The sequence below is a fragment of the Hydrogenophaga electricum genome, from assembly GCF_030160815.1.
GTDB lineage: Bacteria > Pseudomonadota > Gammaproteobacteria > Burkholderiales > Burkholderiaceae_C > Hydrogenophaga > Hydrogenophaga electricum.
Genome location: NZ_BSPB01000017.1, coordinates 50,411 through 66,372, shown reverse-complemented (window position 1 = coordinate 66,372; position 15,962 = coordinate 50,411). Strand labels below are relative to the sequence as shown.

The window sequence follows — 15,962 nt, the reverse complement described above, 5'->3', positions numbered from 1 at the left end:
TCGAATTCAAAAGCCATGCCCCCAGCCCATCCCACCTCCACCCGCAGCGCCCTCTCGCCCGAAAACCTCGGCCTCGTCGAAGCGGTGGCCCGCCTGGGCAGCATGGCCGCGGCGGCCCGCGAACTGGGCATGGTGCCCAGTGCCCTCACCTACCGAGTGCGCCAGATCGAGGACGCGCTCGACGTGCTGCTGTTCGACCGCAGCGCGCGCCGCGCCCAGCTCACCCCGGCCGGCGCCGAGTTGCTGCGCGCCGGCCAGTACCTGCTGGGCGAACTCGATGCCGTGGCCCAGCGCGTGCGGCGCGTGGCCACCGGGTGGGAACCGCAACTGACCATCGCGGCCGACGCCATCGTGGCCCGCGCCACCCTGTTCGAACTGTGCGAGGCGTTCTACGCCGAAAACCCGCCGACCCGGCTCAAGCTGCGCGCCGAAACCCTCTCGGGCACCCAGGAGGCGCTGCACAGCGGCCAGGCCGATCTGGCCCTGGGCGTGGTGGGCGAAGGCGCCCATCCGGCCGACATCCGCACCGCCCCGCTGGGCACCATCGATTTCGTCTTCGCCGTCGCGCCCCACCATCCGCTGGCCCGGATCGCGCACCGGCTGACCGAAGAAGAGCGGCGCCAGCACCGGGCGGTGGCCGTGGCCGACAGCACCACGCGCGGCCAGGGCATGACCCACAACCTCGCCCCGGGGCAGGACGTGCTCACCGTGCCCACCATGCAGCACAAGCTGGAGGCCCAGTTGCGCGGGCTGGCCGCCGGCTTCCTGCCGCAGCCGCTGGCCCAGCCGTTCATCAACGCCGGGCGGCTGGTGGTCAAGGACGTGCACCAGCCCAACCGCGGCCTGAAGGTGGCCTACGCCTGGCGCCAGCCCCGCAGCGCCACCGAAACCGGGCGTGCCCTGCGCTGGTGGCTGGAGCGCCTGCAGCACCCGGGCACGCGCGAAGCGCTGCTGAACCACCATCACCAGAACTGAGCGCGGCACGTCCGCGGGCAAATCCGGCCCCGGGCCCCGGTCCGGCGCTGCTACAGTGGCCCCATCGCCCTCGCCGGCTTCACGCTCCTTACCGAGACCGCGCCATGCCCCGTCCCGCCGCCCGCCGCCGCTCCACAGCCCGCTCCCCGTCTTCGCGCCCTGCCGTACCCCGCCATGTGGCGGTGATCGGAGCCGGCATGGCCGGCGTCGTGTGCGCGCGCACCCTGGTCCAGGCCGGTCACCGGGTGACCCTGCTGGAAAAGAGCGCAGGGTTCGGCGGCCGCATGGCGACCCGCGACACCGAGTTCGGCGGCTTTGATCACGGCGCCCAGTACTTCACCGTGCGCGACAGCCGCTTTGCCCGCATCCTGCTGGGCGTGCAGGACCTCGTCCGGCCCTGGAGCGTGAGCACCGTGCGCGTGCTCGACGAACTCGGCCACGTGCTGGCCAGCGCACCGCCCCCGACCGAGCCGCACTTCGTGGCCAAACCCGGCATGAACGCCCTGGTGAGCCACTGGGGCGAACCGCTGCTGATGCCCGAGCGCTTCGGCGGCCTGACCGCCCAGACCCGGCTGAGCCACCACGTCCACCGCATCGAACCCGATGCGCTCGAACCGCGCCAGTGGCAGCTGCGCGCCGAAGACAGCGACGGCGGCCAGCACGTGCTGGGCGGCTTCGACCAGGTGGTGCTGGCCATCCCCCATCCCCAGGCGCACGACCTGCTGCTGGCCTCGGGCCTGGCCCCGGCGCTGCGCCAGCGTCTGACGGCCGTGTCCGTCGCGCCCTGCTGGGCGCTCATGCTGGCCTTCCCCAACGCCATGCAACCCGGCCTCGGCACCCTGGGCCCGCACTGGAACGCCGCCCGCAGCACGCACCACCGCATCAGTTGGCTGACGCGCGAGAACAGCAAGCCCGGCCGCAACCCGGTGGAACGCTGGACCGTGCAGGCCAGCCCCGCCTGGTCGAGCAAGCACCTGGACGATCCCGAAGAGCGCGTCGCGGCCAAGCTGCTCAAGGGCTTTGCCGAAATCACCGGCATCCGCGCCACCCCCAGCCATGCGCAGGCCCATCGCTGGCGCTTCGCCCAGACCCAGACCCCGCTGGGCGAAAGCCATCTGTTCGATGCCGCGCTCGGCATCGGCCTGTGCGGCGACTGGTGCCTGGGCCATCGCGTCGAAGACGCCTTCATTTCGGGACTGGAACTGGCACTGCGTGTGATTGCCGAACGGTCGTGACACCGGTCACCGCCGCCGGGTTGCCCCAAGACAGTGACAGCCCCCAGAGAGGGCCGCAATCCGCGCCGCGGCGGAGCGAGGCCCCTGGGTACCGTGGCCGTTTCGCGCCCTCGCCCACCGGCCTGCTGCATGCCGGATCGCTGGTGGCCGCACTGGCCAGCTGGCTCGACGCCCGCGCCCACGGCGGCGCCTGGCTGGTGCGCATCGAAGACGTCGACACGCCGCGTTGCGTGCCGGGCGCCGACCGCCTGATCCTCGACCAGCTCGCGCGCTGCGGCCTGGTCAGCGACGAGTCCGTGTGCTGGCAATCACAGCACGGCACGCGCTACCAGCAGGCACTCGACACACTCGCGGCCACCGGCCGCGCCTACCCCTGCGCCTGTTCGCGCAAAGACATCGAAGCCGCGCTGCTCGCCCAGGGCCTGCAGCGCGAGCGGCACCACGCCGCCGTCTACCCCGGCACCTGCCGGCCCGAAAACGGCGGACTGCGTGGCCGGTCGGCCCGCGCCTGGCGCTTTCACGTCGGGGCTCCTGCCCCGCTGGCCTGGACCGACCGCCGGCTCGGCACACAAACACAGGACGTGGCCAGCGATGTGGGCGATTTCGTGCTGCGGCGCGCCGACGGTCTCTGGGCCTACCAGCTGGCGGTGGTGGTGGACGACGCGGCCCAAGGCATCACGCACGTGGTGCGCGGTGAAGACCTGGCCGACAACACACCCCGCCAGATCGCGCTGCAGCGCGCCCTGGGCCTGCCCACGCCGGTGTACCTGCACACGCCGCTGGTGTGCGGCGCCAACGGCGAAAAACTCAGCAAGCAGAACGGCGCCCGGGCGCTGGACCTGAACGACCCGCTGGCCACGCTGAATGCCGCGGCCCAGGCACTCGGCCTGCCCACGCAGACCGGCCAAGTGCCCGAGGCCCTGGCTCGGTGGGTGGAGGCCTGGCGCCTAAAATACCCGCCCGCGCCCGTTTCCACCTTGCCATGACCGATCCCCGCCACGCCACGCGCCAGCCGCCCGAAGAAGGCACCTACCTGCGCCAGATCAAAAGCTATGTGCTGCGCACCGGCCGCGTCGGTCCCGGGCAGCAGCGCGCGTTCGATCAGTTCGGCCCGCGCTTTCTGCTGCGCTACGACGCGGCGCAGCCGCTGGACACCGCGGCCGCCTTCGGGCGCACCGCGCCGCTGATTCTGGAAATCGGCTTCGGCATGGGCGCCGCCACCGCGCAGATTGCGCAGACCCGGCCCGGCGACAACTTCCTGTGCTGCGAGGTGCACGAGCCCGGCGTGGGCGCCCTGCTCAAACTCTGCGGCGAACAGGGCATCGAGAACATCCGCATCTTCCAGCACGACGCGGTCGAGGTGCTGGAGCACCAACTGGCCGAAAACAGCCTGGACGGCGTGCACATCTTTTTCCCCGACCCCTGGCACAAGAGCCGCCACCACAAGCGCCGCCTGATCCAGCCCGCGTTCGTGAACCGGCTGGCGCGCCACCTGCGGCCCGGCGGATATCTGCACCTGGCCACCGACTGGCAACCCTACGCCGAGCAGATGCTTGAGGTGCTCAACGCCGAGCCGCTGCTGGCCAACACAGCCACCGACGCCGGCCTGGGCGGCTACGCACCCAAGCCGGATTACCGGCCCCTGACCAAGTTCGAAAACCGCGGCCTCAAGCTGGGCCACGGGGTCTGGGACCTCGTGTTCATCCGCCGCTGACACCCCGCCTGCGCCCTCGCGGCCCGCCATGGCGCACGTCCCGAAAAACCCGGCCATCCCCATGCGCGAGGGCGTTTCGCCCAGCTGCGTGGCGCTGCCGCGCCTGCGGGTCGTGCCCTGGCCCGGCCTGCTCGACTTTCTGGCCGAACGCCTGCCCGCGGTCAGCCGCGAAGGCTGGCACCAGCGCCTGGCCCAGGGCAAGGTGGTGGACGACAACGGCCGCCCGCTGCCGCCCGACGCGCCCTATGTGAACGGCGCGCGCGTCTACTACTGGCGCGCCCTGCCCGACGAGCCGGCCATTCCGTTCGCCGAGCACATCGTGTTCCGCGACGAGCACCTGGTGGTGGCCGACAAGCCCCACTTTCTGCCCGTCACCCCCGGCGGGCGCTACGTGCGCGAGACCCTGCTGGTGCGCCTCAAGCGCACGCTCGGCCTGCCCGACCTGAGCCCGCTGCACCGCATCGACCGCGAAACCGCCGGGCTGGTGGTGTTCAGCGTGCGGCCACAGGACCGCGACGCCTACCAGCGCCTGTTCCGCGAGCGCGCGATCCACAAGACCTACGAGGCCATCGGGCCGGCGCCGACAGACTGGCGCGGACCGGTGTGGCGCCGCAGCCGCATCGAAGAAGACCCGCAGGCCTTCTACCGCATGGTCGAAACCGACGGCGCGCCCAACAGCGAAACCCGCATCGACCTCCTTGAAACCCAAGGCACCTGGGCCCGCTTCCGGCTGGAGCCGGTCACCGGCAGACGGCACCAGCTGCGCGTGCACATGAACGCGCTAGGCCTGCCGCTGCACGGTGACCAGTTCTACCCCAGCGTGCGCCGCCAGCCCGGGGAAATCGAAGACTTTGCCGAACCGCTGGCCCTGCTGGCCCGCTCCCTGGCCTTCGACGACCCGGTCACCGGCACGGCGCGACGCTTCGACAGCCAGCGAGCGCTCGCCCCGCTGACGCCATGAGCACGCCCCGGCAGCCGGGCATCGACCTGCTCAAGGTCCTGGCCTCGCAACTGATCGTGCTGCACCACCTGTCGGCGTACGGCCCGGTGGCCGAGGCCATGCACCGGCTCGCCCCCGCCCCGCTGGGCTGGCTCTACGGCTATGCCCGCATGGCGGTGCAGGTGTTTCTGGTGCTGGGCGGCTATCTGGCGGTACAACGCCTGGCGCCAGCCATGGCCGGCCACGCCGGGGCCCTGGCGCGGACCGTATGGCGCCGCTACCTGCGGCTGGCACCGCCTTTTCTGGTTGCCCTGCTGCTGGCTTTGGTGGCCGCGGCCTGGGCACGGCCCTGGCTGGGCGGCGACGTCGTGCCCGAAGCACCCACCTGGCGCCAGTGGCTGGCACATGCGGCGCTGCTGCACGAAACGCTCGACGTCGACGCCCTGTCGGCCGGCGTCTGGTACGTGGCCATCGACTTCCAGCTCTATGCCCTGCTGGCGCTGCTGCTCTGGCTGGGCCAGCGCGGCGGGCAGAGCGTGCGGGCCATGGCGCTGGTGATCGGTGCGACCGCGCTCTCGCTGGGCTGGTGGAACCGCTACCCCGGCCTCGACGACGGGCCGCTGTATTTCCTCGGGGCCTACGGGCTCGGCGTGGCCGCCCGCTGGGCGGGCGAGCAGTCGGATCGCTGGCAACGGATCGGCTGGCTGGGCGCCATGTTGCTGGTGGGCGCGTTGGCCCTGGTGCTGGAATTCCGTACCCGCATTGCCCTCGCGCTGGCCGTGGCCTTCTGGCTGGCGCTCACGCAGGGCCGCTACCCGGCGCTGCCTTCCGGCCCCGCCCAACGGGTGCTGGGCATCCTGAGCCGTTCGTCCTACGCGCTGTTTCTGGTGCACTTCCCCGTGCTGCTGCTGGGCAACGCGCTGTTCGAACGCGCCGGCCTGCACGGGGGTACCGCCACCATCGCGGCCTTCGCCCTGATGGGCGCCACGAGCGTGGCCCTGGGCTGGGCGTTCGAACGCTGGGTCGAAGCGCCGCTGGCGCAGGGCATCGGCTCAGCCGGCCGGCGCCGCGCCCCGCCGCTGGCCGGCTGAGGCGGACACCCGCGCGAAGCAGCCCTCAAGCCCGCCCGGCCGGGCCGGGCGGCGGGCTCACACCCGTTCGGCCACCCAGCCGGGCACCGAGGCCAGCGCCTGCGGCAGCCCCGCCGCGTCGGTGCCGCCAGCCATGGCCATGTCGGGCTTGCCACCACCCTTGCCGCCCACCTGCTGGGCGACGAAGTTCACCAGCTCGCCGGCCTTGACCTTGCCCACGCTGTCGGCGGTCACGCCCGCTGCCAGTTGCACCTTGCCACCGTCGACCGCCGCCAGCACGATGGCGGCACTCTTGAGCTTGTTCTTGAGCTGGTCGAGCGTGTCGCGCAGGGTCTTGGCGTCGGCGCCGTCCAGGCGCGCGGCCAGCACCTTCAGACCCTTGACGTCCACCGCCTGGTTCACCAGTTCGTCGCCCTGGCTGGAGGCGAGCTTGCCCTTGAGCGCGGCGACTTCCTTTTCCAGCGTCTTGACCTGCTCCTGCACCTGCGCGATGCGGCCGGTGAGTTCGGCGGCGGGTGCCTTGAGCGCGCCCGCGGCTTCGTCCACCGTGGTTTCGAGCTGTTGCAGATAGGCCAGCGCGTTCAGGCCGGTCACGGCCTCGATGCGGCGCACGCCGGCGGCCACACCGCTTTCGGCCACCACCTTGAACAGGCCGATGTCGCCCGTGGCCTTGACGTGGGTGCCGCCGCAGAGTTCGCGGCTGGAGCCGATGTCGAGCACGCGCACGGTGTCGCCGTACTTTTCGCCGAACAGCATCATGGCACCGGTCTTCTGGGCCGCTTCGATATCCATCAGGCGCGCCTGCGTGGCCGCATTGGCCAGGATTTCAGCGTTGACGATGGCCTCGATGCGGCGCACCTGCTCGTCGGTGACGGGCGCGTTGTGCGCGAAGTCGAAGCGCGTGCGCTCGGCATTCACCAGCGAGCCCTTTTGCTGCACGTGATCGCCCAGCACCTCGCGCAGCGCCTTGTGCATCAAGTGGGTGGCGCTGTGGTTGCGCACGGTGGCGGCGCGCACGGCCGTGTCCACGGCGGCATTCACGCGATCACCCACGGCCAGCGTGCCCTGGGCCAGGGTGCCGTGGTGGCCGAACACGTCGGCCTTGATCTTTTGCGTGTCGGCCACGTCAAAACGCGCCGACGCGGTGCTGAGGGCACCCTGGTCGCCCACTTGGCCGCCGCTCTCGGCGTAGAACGGGGTGGTGTCGAGCACCACCACGCCGTCCTGCCCGGCCTGCAGCGTGGTCACGGGCGTGCCGTCCACGTACAGGGCCACCACCTGGGCGTTTTCCTGCAGCGAGTCGTAGCCCGTGAAGGTGTTGCCGGCGCCGGTGTATTCCAGCGCCTTGTCCATCTTGAACTTGCCGGCCGCGCGGGCCTGGGCCTTCTGCTTTTCCATCGCGGCGTTGAAGCCGGCCTCGTCGACCGTGACGCCGCGCTCGCGGCAGACGTCGTTGGTCAGGTCCAGCGGGAAACCGTAGGTGTCGTGCAGCTTGAAGGCGACCTCGCCGGGCAGCACCTTCTCGCCGCCGGCCAGGGCCGCGTCGAGGATGTCCATGCCATTGGCCAGCGTCTCGTAAAACCGCTCTTCCTCGGCCTTGAGCACGTCGGCAATGCGCTGGGCGTTGGCTGCCAGGTTGGGGTAGGCGTCGCCCATCAGCGCCACGAGGTCGGGCACCAGCTTGTGGAAGAACGGGGTCTTGCGGCCCAGCTTGTAGCCGTGGCGGATGGCGCGGCGCACGATGCGGCGCTGCACGTAGCCGCGGCCTTCGTTGCTGGGGATCACGCCATCGGCGATCAGGAACGAGGTCGCGCGGATGTGATCGGCAATCACCTTCAGCGACGGGTTGGCCAGGTCGGCGCAGCCTGTCTCGAGCGCGGCGGCCTTGATCAGCTTGTCGAACAGGTCGATCTCATAGTTGCTGTGCACGTGCTGCAGGATGGCGGCCAGGCGCTCCAGGCCCATGCCGGTGTCGACGCAGGGCGCGGGCAGCTTCACGATGCTGCCGTCTTCCTTCATGTCGAACTGCATGAACACGTGGTTCCAGATCTCGATGAAGCGGTCGCCGTCTTCGTCCGGGCTGCCGGGAGGGCCGCCGGGGATGTGCGGGCCGTGGTCGTAGAAGATTTCCGAGCACGGGCCGCAAGGGCCGGTGTCGGCCATCATCCAGAAGTTGTCGGACTTGTACTTGCCGCCCTTGTTGTCGCCGATGCGGATCACGCGCTCAGGCGGCAGGCCGATTTCCTGGGTCCAGATGTCGTAGGCCTCGTCGTCGTCGATGTAGACGGTGGCCAGCAGCTTGTCCTTGGGCAGCTTGTAGACCTCGGTCAGCAGCTCCCAGCCCCACTTCAGGCTTTCGCGCTTGAAGTAGTCACCGAACGACCAGTTGCCCAGCATCTCGAAAAAGGTGTGGTGGCGCGCGGTGTAGCCCACGTTCTCCAGGTCGTTGTGCTTGCCGCCGGCACGCAGGCAGGCCTGCACCGAGGTGGCGCGGTTGTAGGAGCGCTTGTCGGTGCCCAGGAACACGTCCTTGAACTGGACCATGCCCGAGTTGGTGAACATCAGCGTGGGATCGTTGCCGGGCACGAGCGGGCTGGACGCCACCACGGTGTGGCCCTTGGAAGCGAAGAAATCCAGGAAGCTCTTGCGGATATCGGCAACGGTGACGGGAGCGGTCATGATGAAGGTCGCAGGGCGATCGTAGGGAATCGGGTGGCAACCGGCCAAGCCGGTGCGAAACCCGCTATTTTCCAACACTGTGCGGGCCCTGGGTGATCGGCGGTCATCCTTGGCCCGGCATTGGCCCTTATCGGGCTGTCCCGGGCGGCACTGGCCGGCCGCCAAGGCCGCCCGTAAGCTAGACAATGGCCCGCTGCCCGAACGCATGCGCTAACATCACGCCCACTTTATTTAACTTATTAAATAAATACCTTTTGCCCAGCCGCTTCGGAGACACCCTATGGACATGAAGACCTCGCCTCTGGCCCTGCTCAACGACTCCTCCCTGCTCAAGACCGATGGCCTGATCAACGGCCAGTGGGTCCCGGGCACCAGCCGCTTCGACGTGCTCGACCCCGCCACCGGCCAGAAACTCGCCGACGTGGCCAATCTCGGCCCGGCCGATGCCGAGGCCGCCATCGCCGCGGCCAACGCCGCCTGGGGCCCCTGGAAGGCCAAGACCGCCAAGGAACGCAGCATCCTCCTGCGCAAGTGGTACGACCTGCTGATGGCCAACCAGGACGACCTGGGCCGCATCATGACCGCCGAGCAGGGCAAGCCCCTGCCCGAGGCCAAGGGCGAAGTGGCCTACGGCGCGAGCTTCGTGGAGTGGTTTGCCGAAGAGGCCAAGCGCGTCAACGGCGAAACGCTGCCGCAGTTCGACAACAACCGCCGCCTGATGGTGCTCAAGCAGCCCATCGGCGTCTGCGCCGCCATCACGCCCTGGAACTTCCCGCTGGCCATGATCACGCGCAAGGTCGCGCCCGCGCTGGCCGCCGGCTGCCCGGTGGTGATCAAGCCCGCCGAACTGACGCCGCTGACGGCCCTGGCCGCCGCCGAACTGGCCATCCGCGCCGGCATCCCGGCCGGCGTGCTCAACATCCTCACCGCCGACAGCGACCGCTCCATCGCCGTGGGCAAGGTGCTGTGCGCCAGCGACGTGGTGCGCCACATCAGCTTCACCGGCTCGACCGAAGTCGGCCGCATCCTGATGGCACAGAGCGCGCCCACGGTCAAGAAGATGTCGCTGGAGCTCGGTGGCAACGCACCCTTCATCGTGTTCGACGACGCCGACATCGACTCGGCCGTCGAAGGCGCCTTCGCCAGCAAGTACCGCAACGCCGGCCAGACCTGCGTCTGCTCCAACCGCCTGTATGTGCAGGCAGGCGTGTACGACGAATTCGTGGCCAAGTTCGCGGCCAAGGTCAAAACGGCCAAGGTCGGCAACGGTTTTGAAGAGGGCGTGAACCAGGGCCCGCTGATCGAAGAGGCCGCACTGGCCAAGGTGCAGCGCCATGTGGACGACGCCGTGGCCAAGGGTGCCCGTGTGGTCGCCGGCGGCAAGCGCCTGCCGGGCCAGTTCTTCGAACCCACGGTGGTCGCCGACGCCACCGCCGACATGCTCTGCGCCCGCGAAGAAACCTTCGGCCCCTTCGCCCCGGTCTTCAAGTTCCAGACCGAGCAGGAAGCCATCGACGCCGCAAACAACACCGAATTCGGCCTGGCCAGCTACTTCTACAGCCGCGACATCGGCCGCATCTACCGCGTCAGCGAAGCGCTGGAATACGGCATGGTGGGCATCAACGTCGGCATCCTGGCCACCGAACACGTGCCTTTCGGTGGTGTCAAGCAGTCCGGCCTGGGCCGCGAAGGCTCGCACCACGGCATGGATGACTACGTCGAAATCAAGTATCTCTGCCTGGGCGACATCCTCAAGTAAACTATGCGGCTTCGCGGGTGTAGTTCAATGGTAGAACGGCAGCTTCCCAAGCTTCATACGAGGGTTCGATTCCCTTCACCCGCTCCAGACACTTGGCTGCGGCGCGCCACCTGATCGGGCGCCGCACCTCCCCATCGAAAGGGCACCTCCTCACGGCGGTGCCCTTTTTCTTTTCGCCCGGCGCGACATGATCCCGGCCGCGCCGGACCGATGCCGCTGCCTCATCGGCGCAGCCCCTCCGCGTGCAATCCTTGGCACCCTGCCCGGTTGCGACGCCGGATGCGGGTATGAAAGCCGTACACTCGGACCGGCCAATTTGTATCAATTGGTACTCCTTCCCGGCCTTCCGGACATTCCGGCCCCATCCCATCACCACCATGCCAGCAGACGCCGAGCGCTCCGCGCGCCTGTTCCGTGACGAAGCCCTGGACGCCCAACGCGCGTCCACCGTGGGCCGCATCGTGCTCACCCCGCGCCTGTCGAGCTTCTGGGTCAGCCTGCTGGCCGCCCTGATGGCCGTCGCGGTGGTCGCTTTCATGATCTTCGGCAGCTACACGCGGCGCGTGACCGTCAATGGCCAGCTGGTGCCCGCCGCCGGGGTGATCCGCGTGCACACCCCCCAGGCCGGCGTGGTGTTGGAAAAACACGTGACCGACGGCCAGGCCGTGAACAAGGGTGAACTGCTCTACGTGCTCAGCAGCGACCGGCTGGGTGACGGCGCGCGCGAGGTGCAGGCCGACATCGCCCGCGCCGTGGGCGCGCGCAAGCAGTCGCTGGAAGACGACATCCGCCGCTCGCGCCAGGTGCAGGCCGATGAAACCGCCGGCCTGCAACGCCGGCTGGACACGCTGCGGGCCGAAACGGCGGCGATCGCCGCCCAGATCGAACAGCAGAAAGACCGCGTGCGCATCGCCGAAGACACCGAGCGCCGCTACCGCAGCCTGGCCGACCAGGACTACATCGCGCGCGAAGAGCTGCTGCAAAAGCAGATCGATCTGAGCGAACAGCGCTCGCGGCTGCGCGGTCTGGAACGCGATGCCCTCGGTGTGCAGCGCGAAACCGCGCAGGTCCGCCAGGATCTCGACTCCGCCCGCTGGCGCCATGAAAACCAGCTCGCGCAGATTCAGCGCGAGGTCTCCAGCACCGAAGAACAACTGACCGAAGTGCAGGCCCGCCGCCGCGTGCTGGTGACGGCACCGGAAGCCGGCCGAGCCACGCTGGTGCAGGCCGAAATCGGCCAGGTGGCCGAAACCACCCAGGCGCTGGTCACGCTGGTGCCGCTGCACGGCGAACTGCGGGCCCGGCTGTACGCCCCGAGCAGCAGCATCGGCTTCGTGCAGCCGGGCGACACGGTGCTGCTGCGCTACCAGGCCTTCCCATACCAGAAGTTCGGGCAGCACGAAGGCGTGGTGGAGTCGGTGTCGAGCTCGGCCGTGGGCCCTGCCGAACTGGCCACCTTGCCGGCCACCGGCCTGGCCCCGGGCGAGCCGGTGTTCGCCATCCAGGTGCGGCTCAAGGCGGGCCAGGTCCAGGCCAACGGCCAGCCGCGCCCACTGCAAGCCGGCATGCTGCTCGACGCCGACATCCTGCAGGAACGCCGGCGCCTCTACGAATGGATGCTGGAGCCGCTGTTCAGCCTGACCGGGCGCATGGCCTCGTGATGCCCGCGCCCCACCGGAGCCCCCTGTGAACTGGACCGAACAACTGTCTTTCGGCTTGCGCCGCACCACCCCGGTGGTGCTGCAGACCGAGGCCGCGGAATGCGGCCTGGCCTGCCTGGCCATGGTGCTGGGTCACCATGGGCTGGCCACCGACCTGGCGGCGCTGCGCTCGCGCCACACCCTGTCGCTGACCGGGGTGACCCTGGCCACGCTGACCGACATTGCCGCCCGCGAACAGCTCGGCACGCGCGCGCTGCGGCTGGAACTGGACGAGCTGCCGCAACTGCGGCTGCCGGCGATCCTGCACTGGGACCTCAACCACTTCGTGGTGCTGCAGTCGGTCAGCGGCCGCCAGGCGGTGGTGCTGGATCCGGCCTTCGGCGAACGCCACCTGAGTCTCGACGAGGTCTCGCAGCACTTCACCGGTGTGGCGCTCGAACTCTGGCCCAACCCCGGCTTCCAGCCACGCGATGAAAAGACGCGTGTGCGCCTGTCGCAGCTCATCGGCCAGGTGTCGGGCTTCTGGCCCTCGCTCGCCCGCATCCTGATGCTGTCGCTGGCGCTGGAGGTGTTCGGCCTGGTTTCGCCCCTGTTCATGCAGTGGGTGCTGGATGAGGTCGTGGTCTCGCGCGACACCCAGTTGCTGACCACGCTGGCACTGGGCTTCGGCCTGCTGCTGCTGCTGCAAAACGCCACGGGCCTGGTGCGTTCGTGGCTGCTGATGGTGATCAACACGTCGGTGTCGGTGCAGTGGAAAGCCAATGTATTTGCCCACCTGACGCGGCTGCCGCTGTCGTACTTCCAGAACCGGCACCTGGGCGACGTGGTGTCGCGCTCCGAATCGGTGGAAGACATCCAGAACACCCTCAGCACAGCCCTGGTCGAAGCGCTGTTCGACGGCCTGCTGGTGGTGCTGACCCTGGTGCTGATGTTCCTTTACAGCCCGGTGCTGGCCGGCGTGTCGGTGCTGGGCGTGCTGCTGTATCTGGTGCTGCGCCTGCTGTGGTTCCGCCCGTTCTACGCGGCCTCCGAAGAATCGCTGGTGCGCGATGCGCAGCAGTCCACGCACTTCCTCGAAACGATCCGTGGCATGCGGGCCATCCAGCTGTTCGGGCGCCAGCAGCAGCGCCAGGGCGCCTGGCAGACCCTGCTGGTCAGCGCCACCAATGCCCACCTCAAGGTCGAGAAGATGCAGATCCTCTACGGTCTGGCGCGGGGCCTGCTCAGTGGCGGCTTCATGATCCTGATCGTCTGGCTGGGCGCGCGCCAGATCGTGTCCACCGAACTCACGGTCGGCATGCTGATGGCCTTCCTGGCCTACCGCAACCAGTTCGACAGCCGGGTCATGGCCCTGATCGACAAGGCCATCGACCTCAAGATGCTGCGCCTGCATGCCGAACGCCTGGCCGACATCGTGCTCACCCCGGCGCTGCCACGCGCCGACCGCCTCGACGCCCAGGCCATTGCTCAGCGCCAGATCGCCGGAGACGGCGAGACCGCCAGCCCCACCCTGCAGATCGACCAGGTGCGATTCCGCTATGCCGACATGGCACCCTGGGTGCTGGATGGCCTGACGCTGGACATCGGTGCCGGCGAGGTCGTGGCCATCACCGGGCGATCCGGCTGCGGCAAGACCACCCTGATCAACCTGCTGCTCGGCAGCTACGCCCCCACCGAAGGCCAGATCCGCGCCGATGGCGTGCCCCTGTCGCAACTGGGGATCGAGCGCTGGCGCGAAGGCGTGGCCACCGTGATGCAGGACGACAGCCTGTTCGCGGGCTCGATCCGCGACAACATCACCTTCTTCGACCCTGAGCCCGATCTGGACTGGATGGTCACCTGCGCCGACATGGCGGCCCTGCACGAAGACATCGAAGCCATGCCGATGGGCTACCAGACCCTGACCGGCGACATGGGCACCGTGCTCTCCGGTGGCCAGCGCCAGCGCCTGCTGCTGGCGCGCGCCCTCTACAAGCGGCCCCGCGTGCTGGTACTGGACGAGGCCACCAGCCATCTCGACCTCGAATCCGAACAGCGCGTCAACGACGCCATCTCGGCCCTGCCGGTCACGCGCCTGATCATCGCCCACCGCCCCGAAACCCTGCGCGCTGCACCGCGTGTGGTCGAACTGCGCGAGGGCCAGGTGCACTTCGATGGCACGCCCGCCGACTACTTCGCGATGGTGGCGCAACGCCGACGCGACCAGGAGCCCGCATGAACCACCGCCCCCTGCGCGCAGCCCTGGCCGTGGCCAGCGCTCTCGCCGGGCTGACCGGTCCTGCGGGTGCGGCCGACACACCGGACCCGGTGCTCCGGTTGTCGACCTGGCTGGGCCAGCTGCCCCTGGACCGGGCTCCTGGGGCCCCACCCCCTGACGCCGAAGTGCTGAACTGGCTGCCCGGCAGCCCGGTCTGCCAAGCCCCCGGCCAGGCCCCCTGGGGGCACCTGACCGTGGGCGACGCCGTCGCACGCACGCTGTGTGCCAGCCCGGCCCTGCGCCAGGCACTGGCCAGCGTGAGCGAGCAGACCGCTGGCGTCGATCTGGCCGAGGTCGAATTCCGGCCGCGCTGGAGCGTGAGCGCCGGTTACAGCGCCGACCGCAACTTCAACGCCAGCGGCAGCCTCGGCCGCACGCTCGATGCCACCGTGGGCCTGTCCTGGGTGCTGTTCGACTTCGGGCAGCGCAGCGCGGCGCTGCGCGAGGCCCGCGCGGGCTTGTCGGCCGCACTGGCCCAGCAGGGCAACACCCTGCTGGAGACCTTGCGCGAGACCTTGCGGCTGTATGGCGAAGCGGTGATCGCAGCGGCCAGCCTCGACGCCACCCGCGAGGCCGAAGCAACCGCCTCGCGCACGGCCGCCGCGGCCGATGCCCGGCACCGCGCCGAAGTGGGCAGCCAGATTGAGCGCCTGCAGGCCCAGACAGCCCTGGCCCAAGCCACCCTGGAGCGTGTGCGCGCTGAGGGTACCTGGGAAAACGCGCGGGCCGCCCTGGCCCTGGCCCTGGGCGCCGAACCGGCACAACCGCTGCAACTGGCCGACTGGGAAGCCCTCGTCCAGACCAACCAGGCCGCGCCGGACTTGGCCGTGCTGGGGCAGGAAGTGCGCCAGACCCATCCCCGCCTTCAGGCGCTGCGCGCGCAGATCGACGGCGCGGATGCCCGAATCGAGGCTGCCCGGGCCCAGACCCGTGGCAGTGTGACCACGGGCGTCGCCGCCGGGACCTCGCGCAACTGGGGGTCGGCCGGCACCGGCACCCTCCCTGCCGGCAGTGCCCAGATCCGTCTGAACATCCCACTGTTCGATGGCCGTGAAAGCAAAGCCCTGCAAACCCAGGCCGTGGCCCGGAAGACCCAGGCCGAGGCCGAGCTCGAAACCGCACGTCGCGACGTGGAAAGCCAGCTCTGGCAGGCTTTCCAGGCGCTGCAGACCGGGCGCCAGAGTCTCAGCGCCAGCGAACGCCTGCTCCAGTCAGCCCAGGCCACCTACCAGGTGGCCCATGGCCGCTATCAGGCGGGGGTGGGCTCGGTGCTGGACCTGCTCAACGCCCAGGCCGCGCTGGCCGAAGCACGGCGGCAGCGGGTGACCGCACAAGTCGAGCTGCTCAACGCCCGTCTGGGCCTGAGCCTGGCCAGCGGCCGCCTGGGCGCGCGCTGATCGCCCCAGGAAAAAAGCCCGAAAGCCAAAGGCTTTCGGGCTTTTCAGCATGTCGCTGCCGACGAGCAGATCAATACTCTTCGGGCGGCTCCACCGGCTCCACCGGGACCGGCGTGGGATTGCACTTGGGCTTCGGCTGGCACTTCGGCTTGGGCGAGCACTTGGGCTTCGGTTGGCACTTCGGCTTGGGCGAGCACTTGGGCCGGCAGAAGAAGAAACCACCGGCCACATCAGCCATCTCTTGTTGGGTCAAC

At 69.5% G+C, this 15,962-nt stretch carries 11 protein-coding genes and 1 tRNA gene; 11 read left to right on the top strand and 1 reads right to left on the bottom strand.

What is annotated here, in order from left to right; translation table 11 throughout:
• The first annotated feature begins 15 nt into the window (after positions 1-15).
• The 6 genes from QQK43_RS12030 to QQK43_RS12005 all read left to right on the top strand — a co-directional run bounded on the left by QQK43_RS12030 (position 16) and on the right by QQK43_RS12005 (position 5,955).
• Complete coding sequence (locus QQK43_RS12030; protein ID WP_234262741.1) at positions 16-975, top strand: LysR family transcriptional regulator; 960 nt, start codon at positions 16-18, stop codon at positions 973-975.
• Positions 976-1,079: 104 nt separating this feature from the next.
• Positions 1,080-2,210, top strand: coding sequence for an NAD(P)/FAD-dependent oxidoreductase (locus QQK43_RS12025; protein ID WP_284307955.1), 1,131 nt, complete (start codon positions 1,080-1,082; stop codon positions 2,208-2,210).
• A 140-nt stretch (positions 2,211-2,350) separates the two neighbouring features.
• Entirely contained in the window at positions 2,351-3,196 is an 846-nt protein-coding gene (gluQRS, locus tag QQK43_RS12020) for a tRNA glutamyl-Q(34) synthetase GluQRS (protein ID WP_370465266.1), read from the top strand.
• Positions 3,193-3,924: a tRNA (guanosine(46)-N7)-methyltransferase TrmB gene (gene trmB / locus QQK43_RS12015; protein ID WP_284307954.1), complete on the top strand. Its 732-nt coding sequence runs from the start codon at positions 3,193-3,195 to the stop codon at positions 3,922-3,924. The genes gluQRS and trmB overlap by 4 nt, the downstream gene beginning before the upstream one ends.
• Before the next feature lie 28 nt (positions 3,925-3,952).
• The gene (locus QQK43_RS12010; RefSeq protein WP_284307953.1) at positions 3,953-4,885 is read left to right on the top strand and encodes a pseudouridine synthase; all 933 of its coding nucleotides are present in this window, start codon (positions 3,953-3,955) and stop codon (positions 4,883-4,885) included.
• Positions 4,882-5,955, top strand: a complete 1,074-nt coding sequence (locus QQK43_RS12005) for an acyltransferase family protein (protein ID WP_284307952.1) — start codon at positions 4,882-4,884, stop codon at positions 5,953-5,955. The genes QQK43_RS12010 and QQK43_RS12005 overlap by 4 nt, the downstream gene beginning before the upstream one ends.
• A 57-nt stretch (positions 5,956-6,012) precedes the next feature.
• On the opposite strand, the gene alaS is transcribed toward QQK43_RS12005, so the two are convergent.
• A complete protein-coding gene (alaS, locus tag QQK43_RS12000; RefSeq protein ID WP_284307951.1) occupies positions 6,013-8,634 on the bottom strand; it encodes an alanine--tRNA ligase in 2,622 nt (873 codons plus the stop codon).
• 280 nt (positions 8,635-8,914) lie between these two features.
• On the opposite strand from alaS, the gene QQK43_RS11995 reads away from it, so the two are divergent.
• From QQK43_RS11995 to QQK43_RS11975, 5 genes are all read left to right on the top strand, one after another.
• Positions 8,915-10,393 (top strand): NAD-dependent succinate-semialdehyde dehydrogenase, encoded by a 1,479-nt coding sequence (locus QQK43_RS11995; RefSeq protein WP_284307950.1) that lies wholly within the window; start codon positions 8,915-8,917, stop codon positions 10,391-10,393.
• A gap of 13 nt (positions 10,394-10,406) precedes the next feature.
• Positions 10,407-10,480: transfer RNA gene (locus QQK43_RS11990), tRNA-Gly, on the top strand.
• A gap of 290 nt (positions 10,481-10,770) precedes the next feature.
• Positions 10,771-12,054 carry an HlyD family secretion protein gene (locus QQK43_RS11985; protein ID WP_284307949.1) on the top strand — a complete coding sequence of 428 codons (1,284 nt, stop codon included), beginning with the start codon at positions 10,771-10,773 and terminating at the stop codon, positions 12,052-12,054.
• A gap of 25 nt (positions 12,055-12,079) precedes the next feature.
• A complete protein-coding gene (locus QQK43_RS11980; RefSeq protein ID WP_284307948.1) occupies positions 12,080-14,272 on the top strand; it encodes a peptidase domain-containing ABC transporter in 2,193 nt (730 codons plus the stop codon).
• Complete coding sequence (locus tag QQK43_RS11975; protein WP_234262724.1) at positions 14,269-15,708, top strand: TolC family protein; 1,440 nt, start codon at positions 14,269-14,271, stop codon at positions 15,706-15,708. Before QQK43_RS11980 ends, QQK43_RS11975 begins: the two co-directional genes overlap by 4 nt.
• Positions 15,709-15,962 lie beyond the last annotated feature (254 nt).

Excerpts from the sequence above, each read along its gene's own strand:
- QQK43_RS12030 (WP_234262741.1), top strand. The coding sequence starts at position 16 with ATGCCCCCAGCCCATCCCACCTCCACCCGCAGCGCCCTCTCGCCCGAA.
- QQK43_RS12025 (WP_284307955.1), top strand. The coding sequence starts at position 1,080 with ATGCCCCGTCCCGCCGCCCGCCGCCGCTCCACAGCCCGCTCCCCGTCT.
- trmB (WP_284307954.1), top strand. The coding sequence starts at position 3,193 with ATGACCGATCCCCGCCACGCCACGCGCCAGCCGCCCGAAGAAGGCACC.
- QQK43_RS12010 (WP_284307953.1), top strand. The coding sequence starts at position 3,953 with ATGGCGCACGTCCCGAAAAACCCGGCCATCCCCATGCGCGAGGGCGTT.
- QQK43_RS12005 (WP_284307952.1), top strand. The coding sequence starts at position 4,882 with ATGAGCACGCCCCGGCAGCCGGGCATCGACCTGCTCAAGGTCCTGGCC.
- alaS (WP_284307951.1), bottom strand. The coding sequence starts at position 8,634 with ATGACCGCTCCCGTCACCGTTGCCGATATCCGCAAGAGCTTCCTGGAT.
- QQK43_RS11995 (WP_284307950.1), top strand. The coding sequence starts at position 8,915 with ATGGACATGAAGACCTCGCCTCTGGCCCTGCTCAACGACTCCTCCCTG.
- QQK43_RS11985 (WP_284307949.1), top strand. The coding sequence starts at position 10,771 with ATGCCAGCAGACGCCGAGCGCTCCGCGCGCCTGTTCCGTGACGAAGCC.
- QQK43_RS11975 (WP_234262724.1), top strand. The coding sequence starts at position 14,269 with ATGAACCACCGCCCCCTGCGCGCAGCCCTGGCCGTGGCCAGCGCTCTC.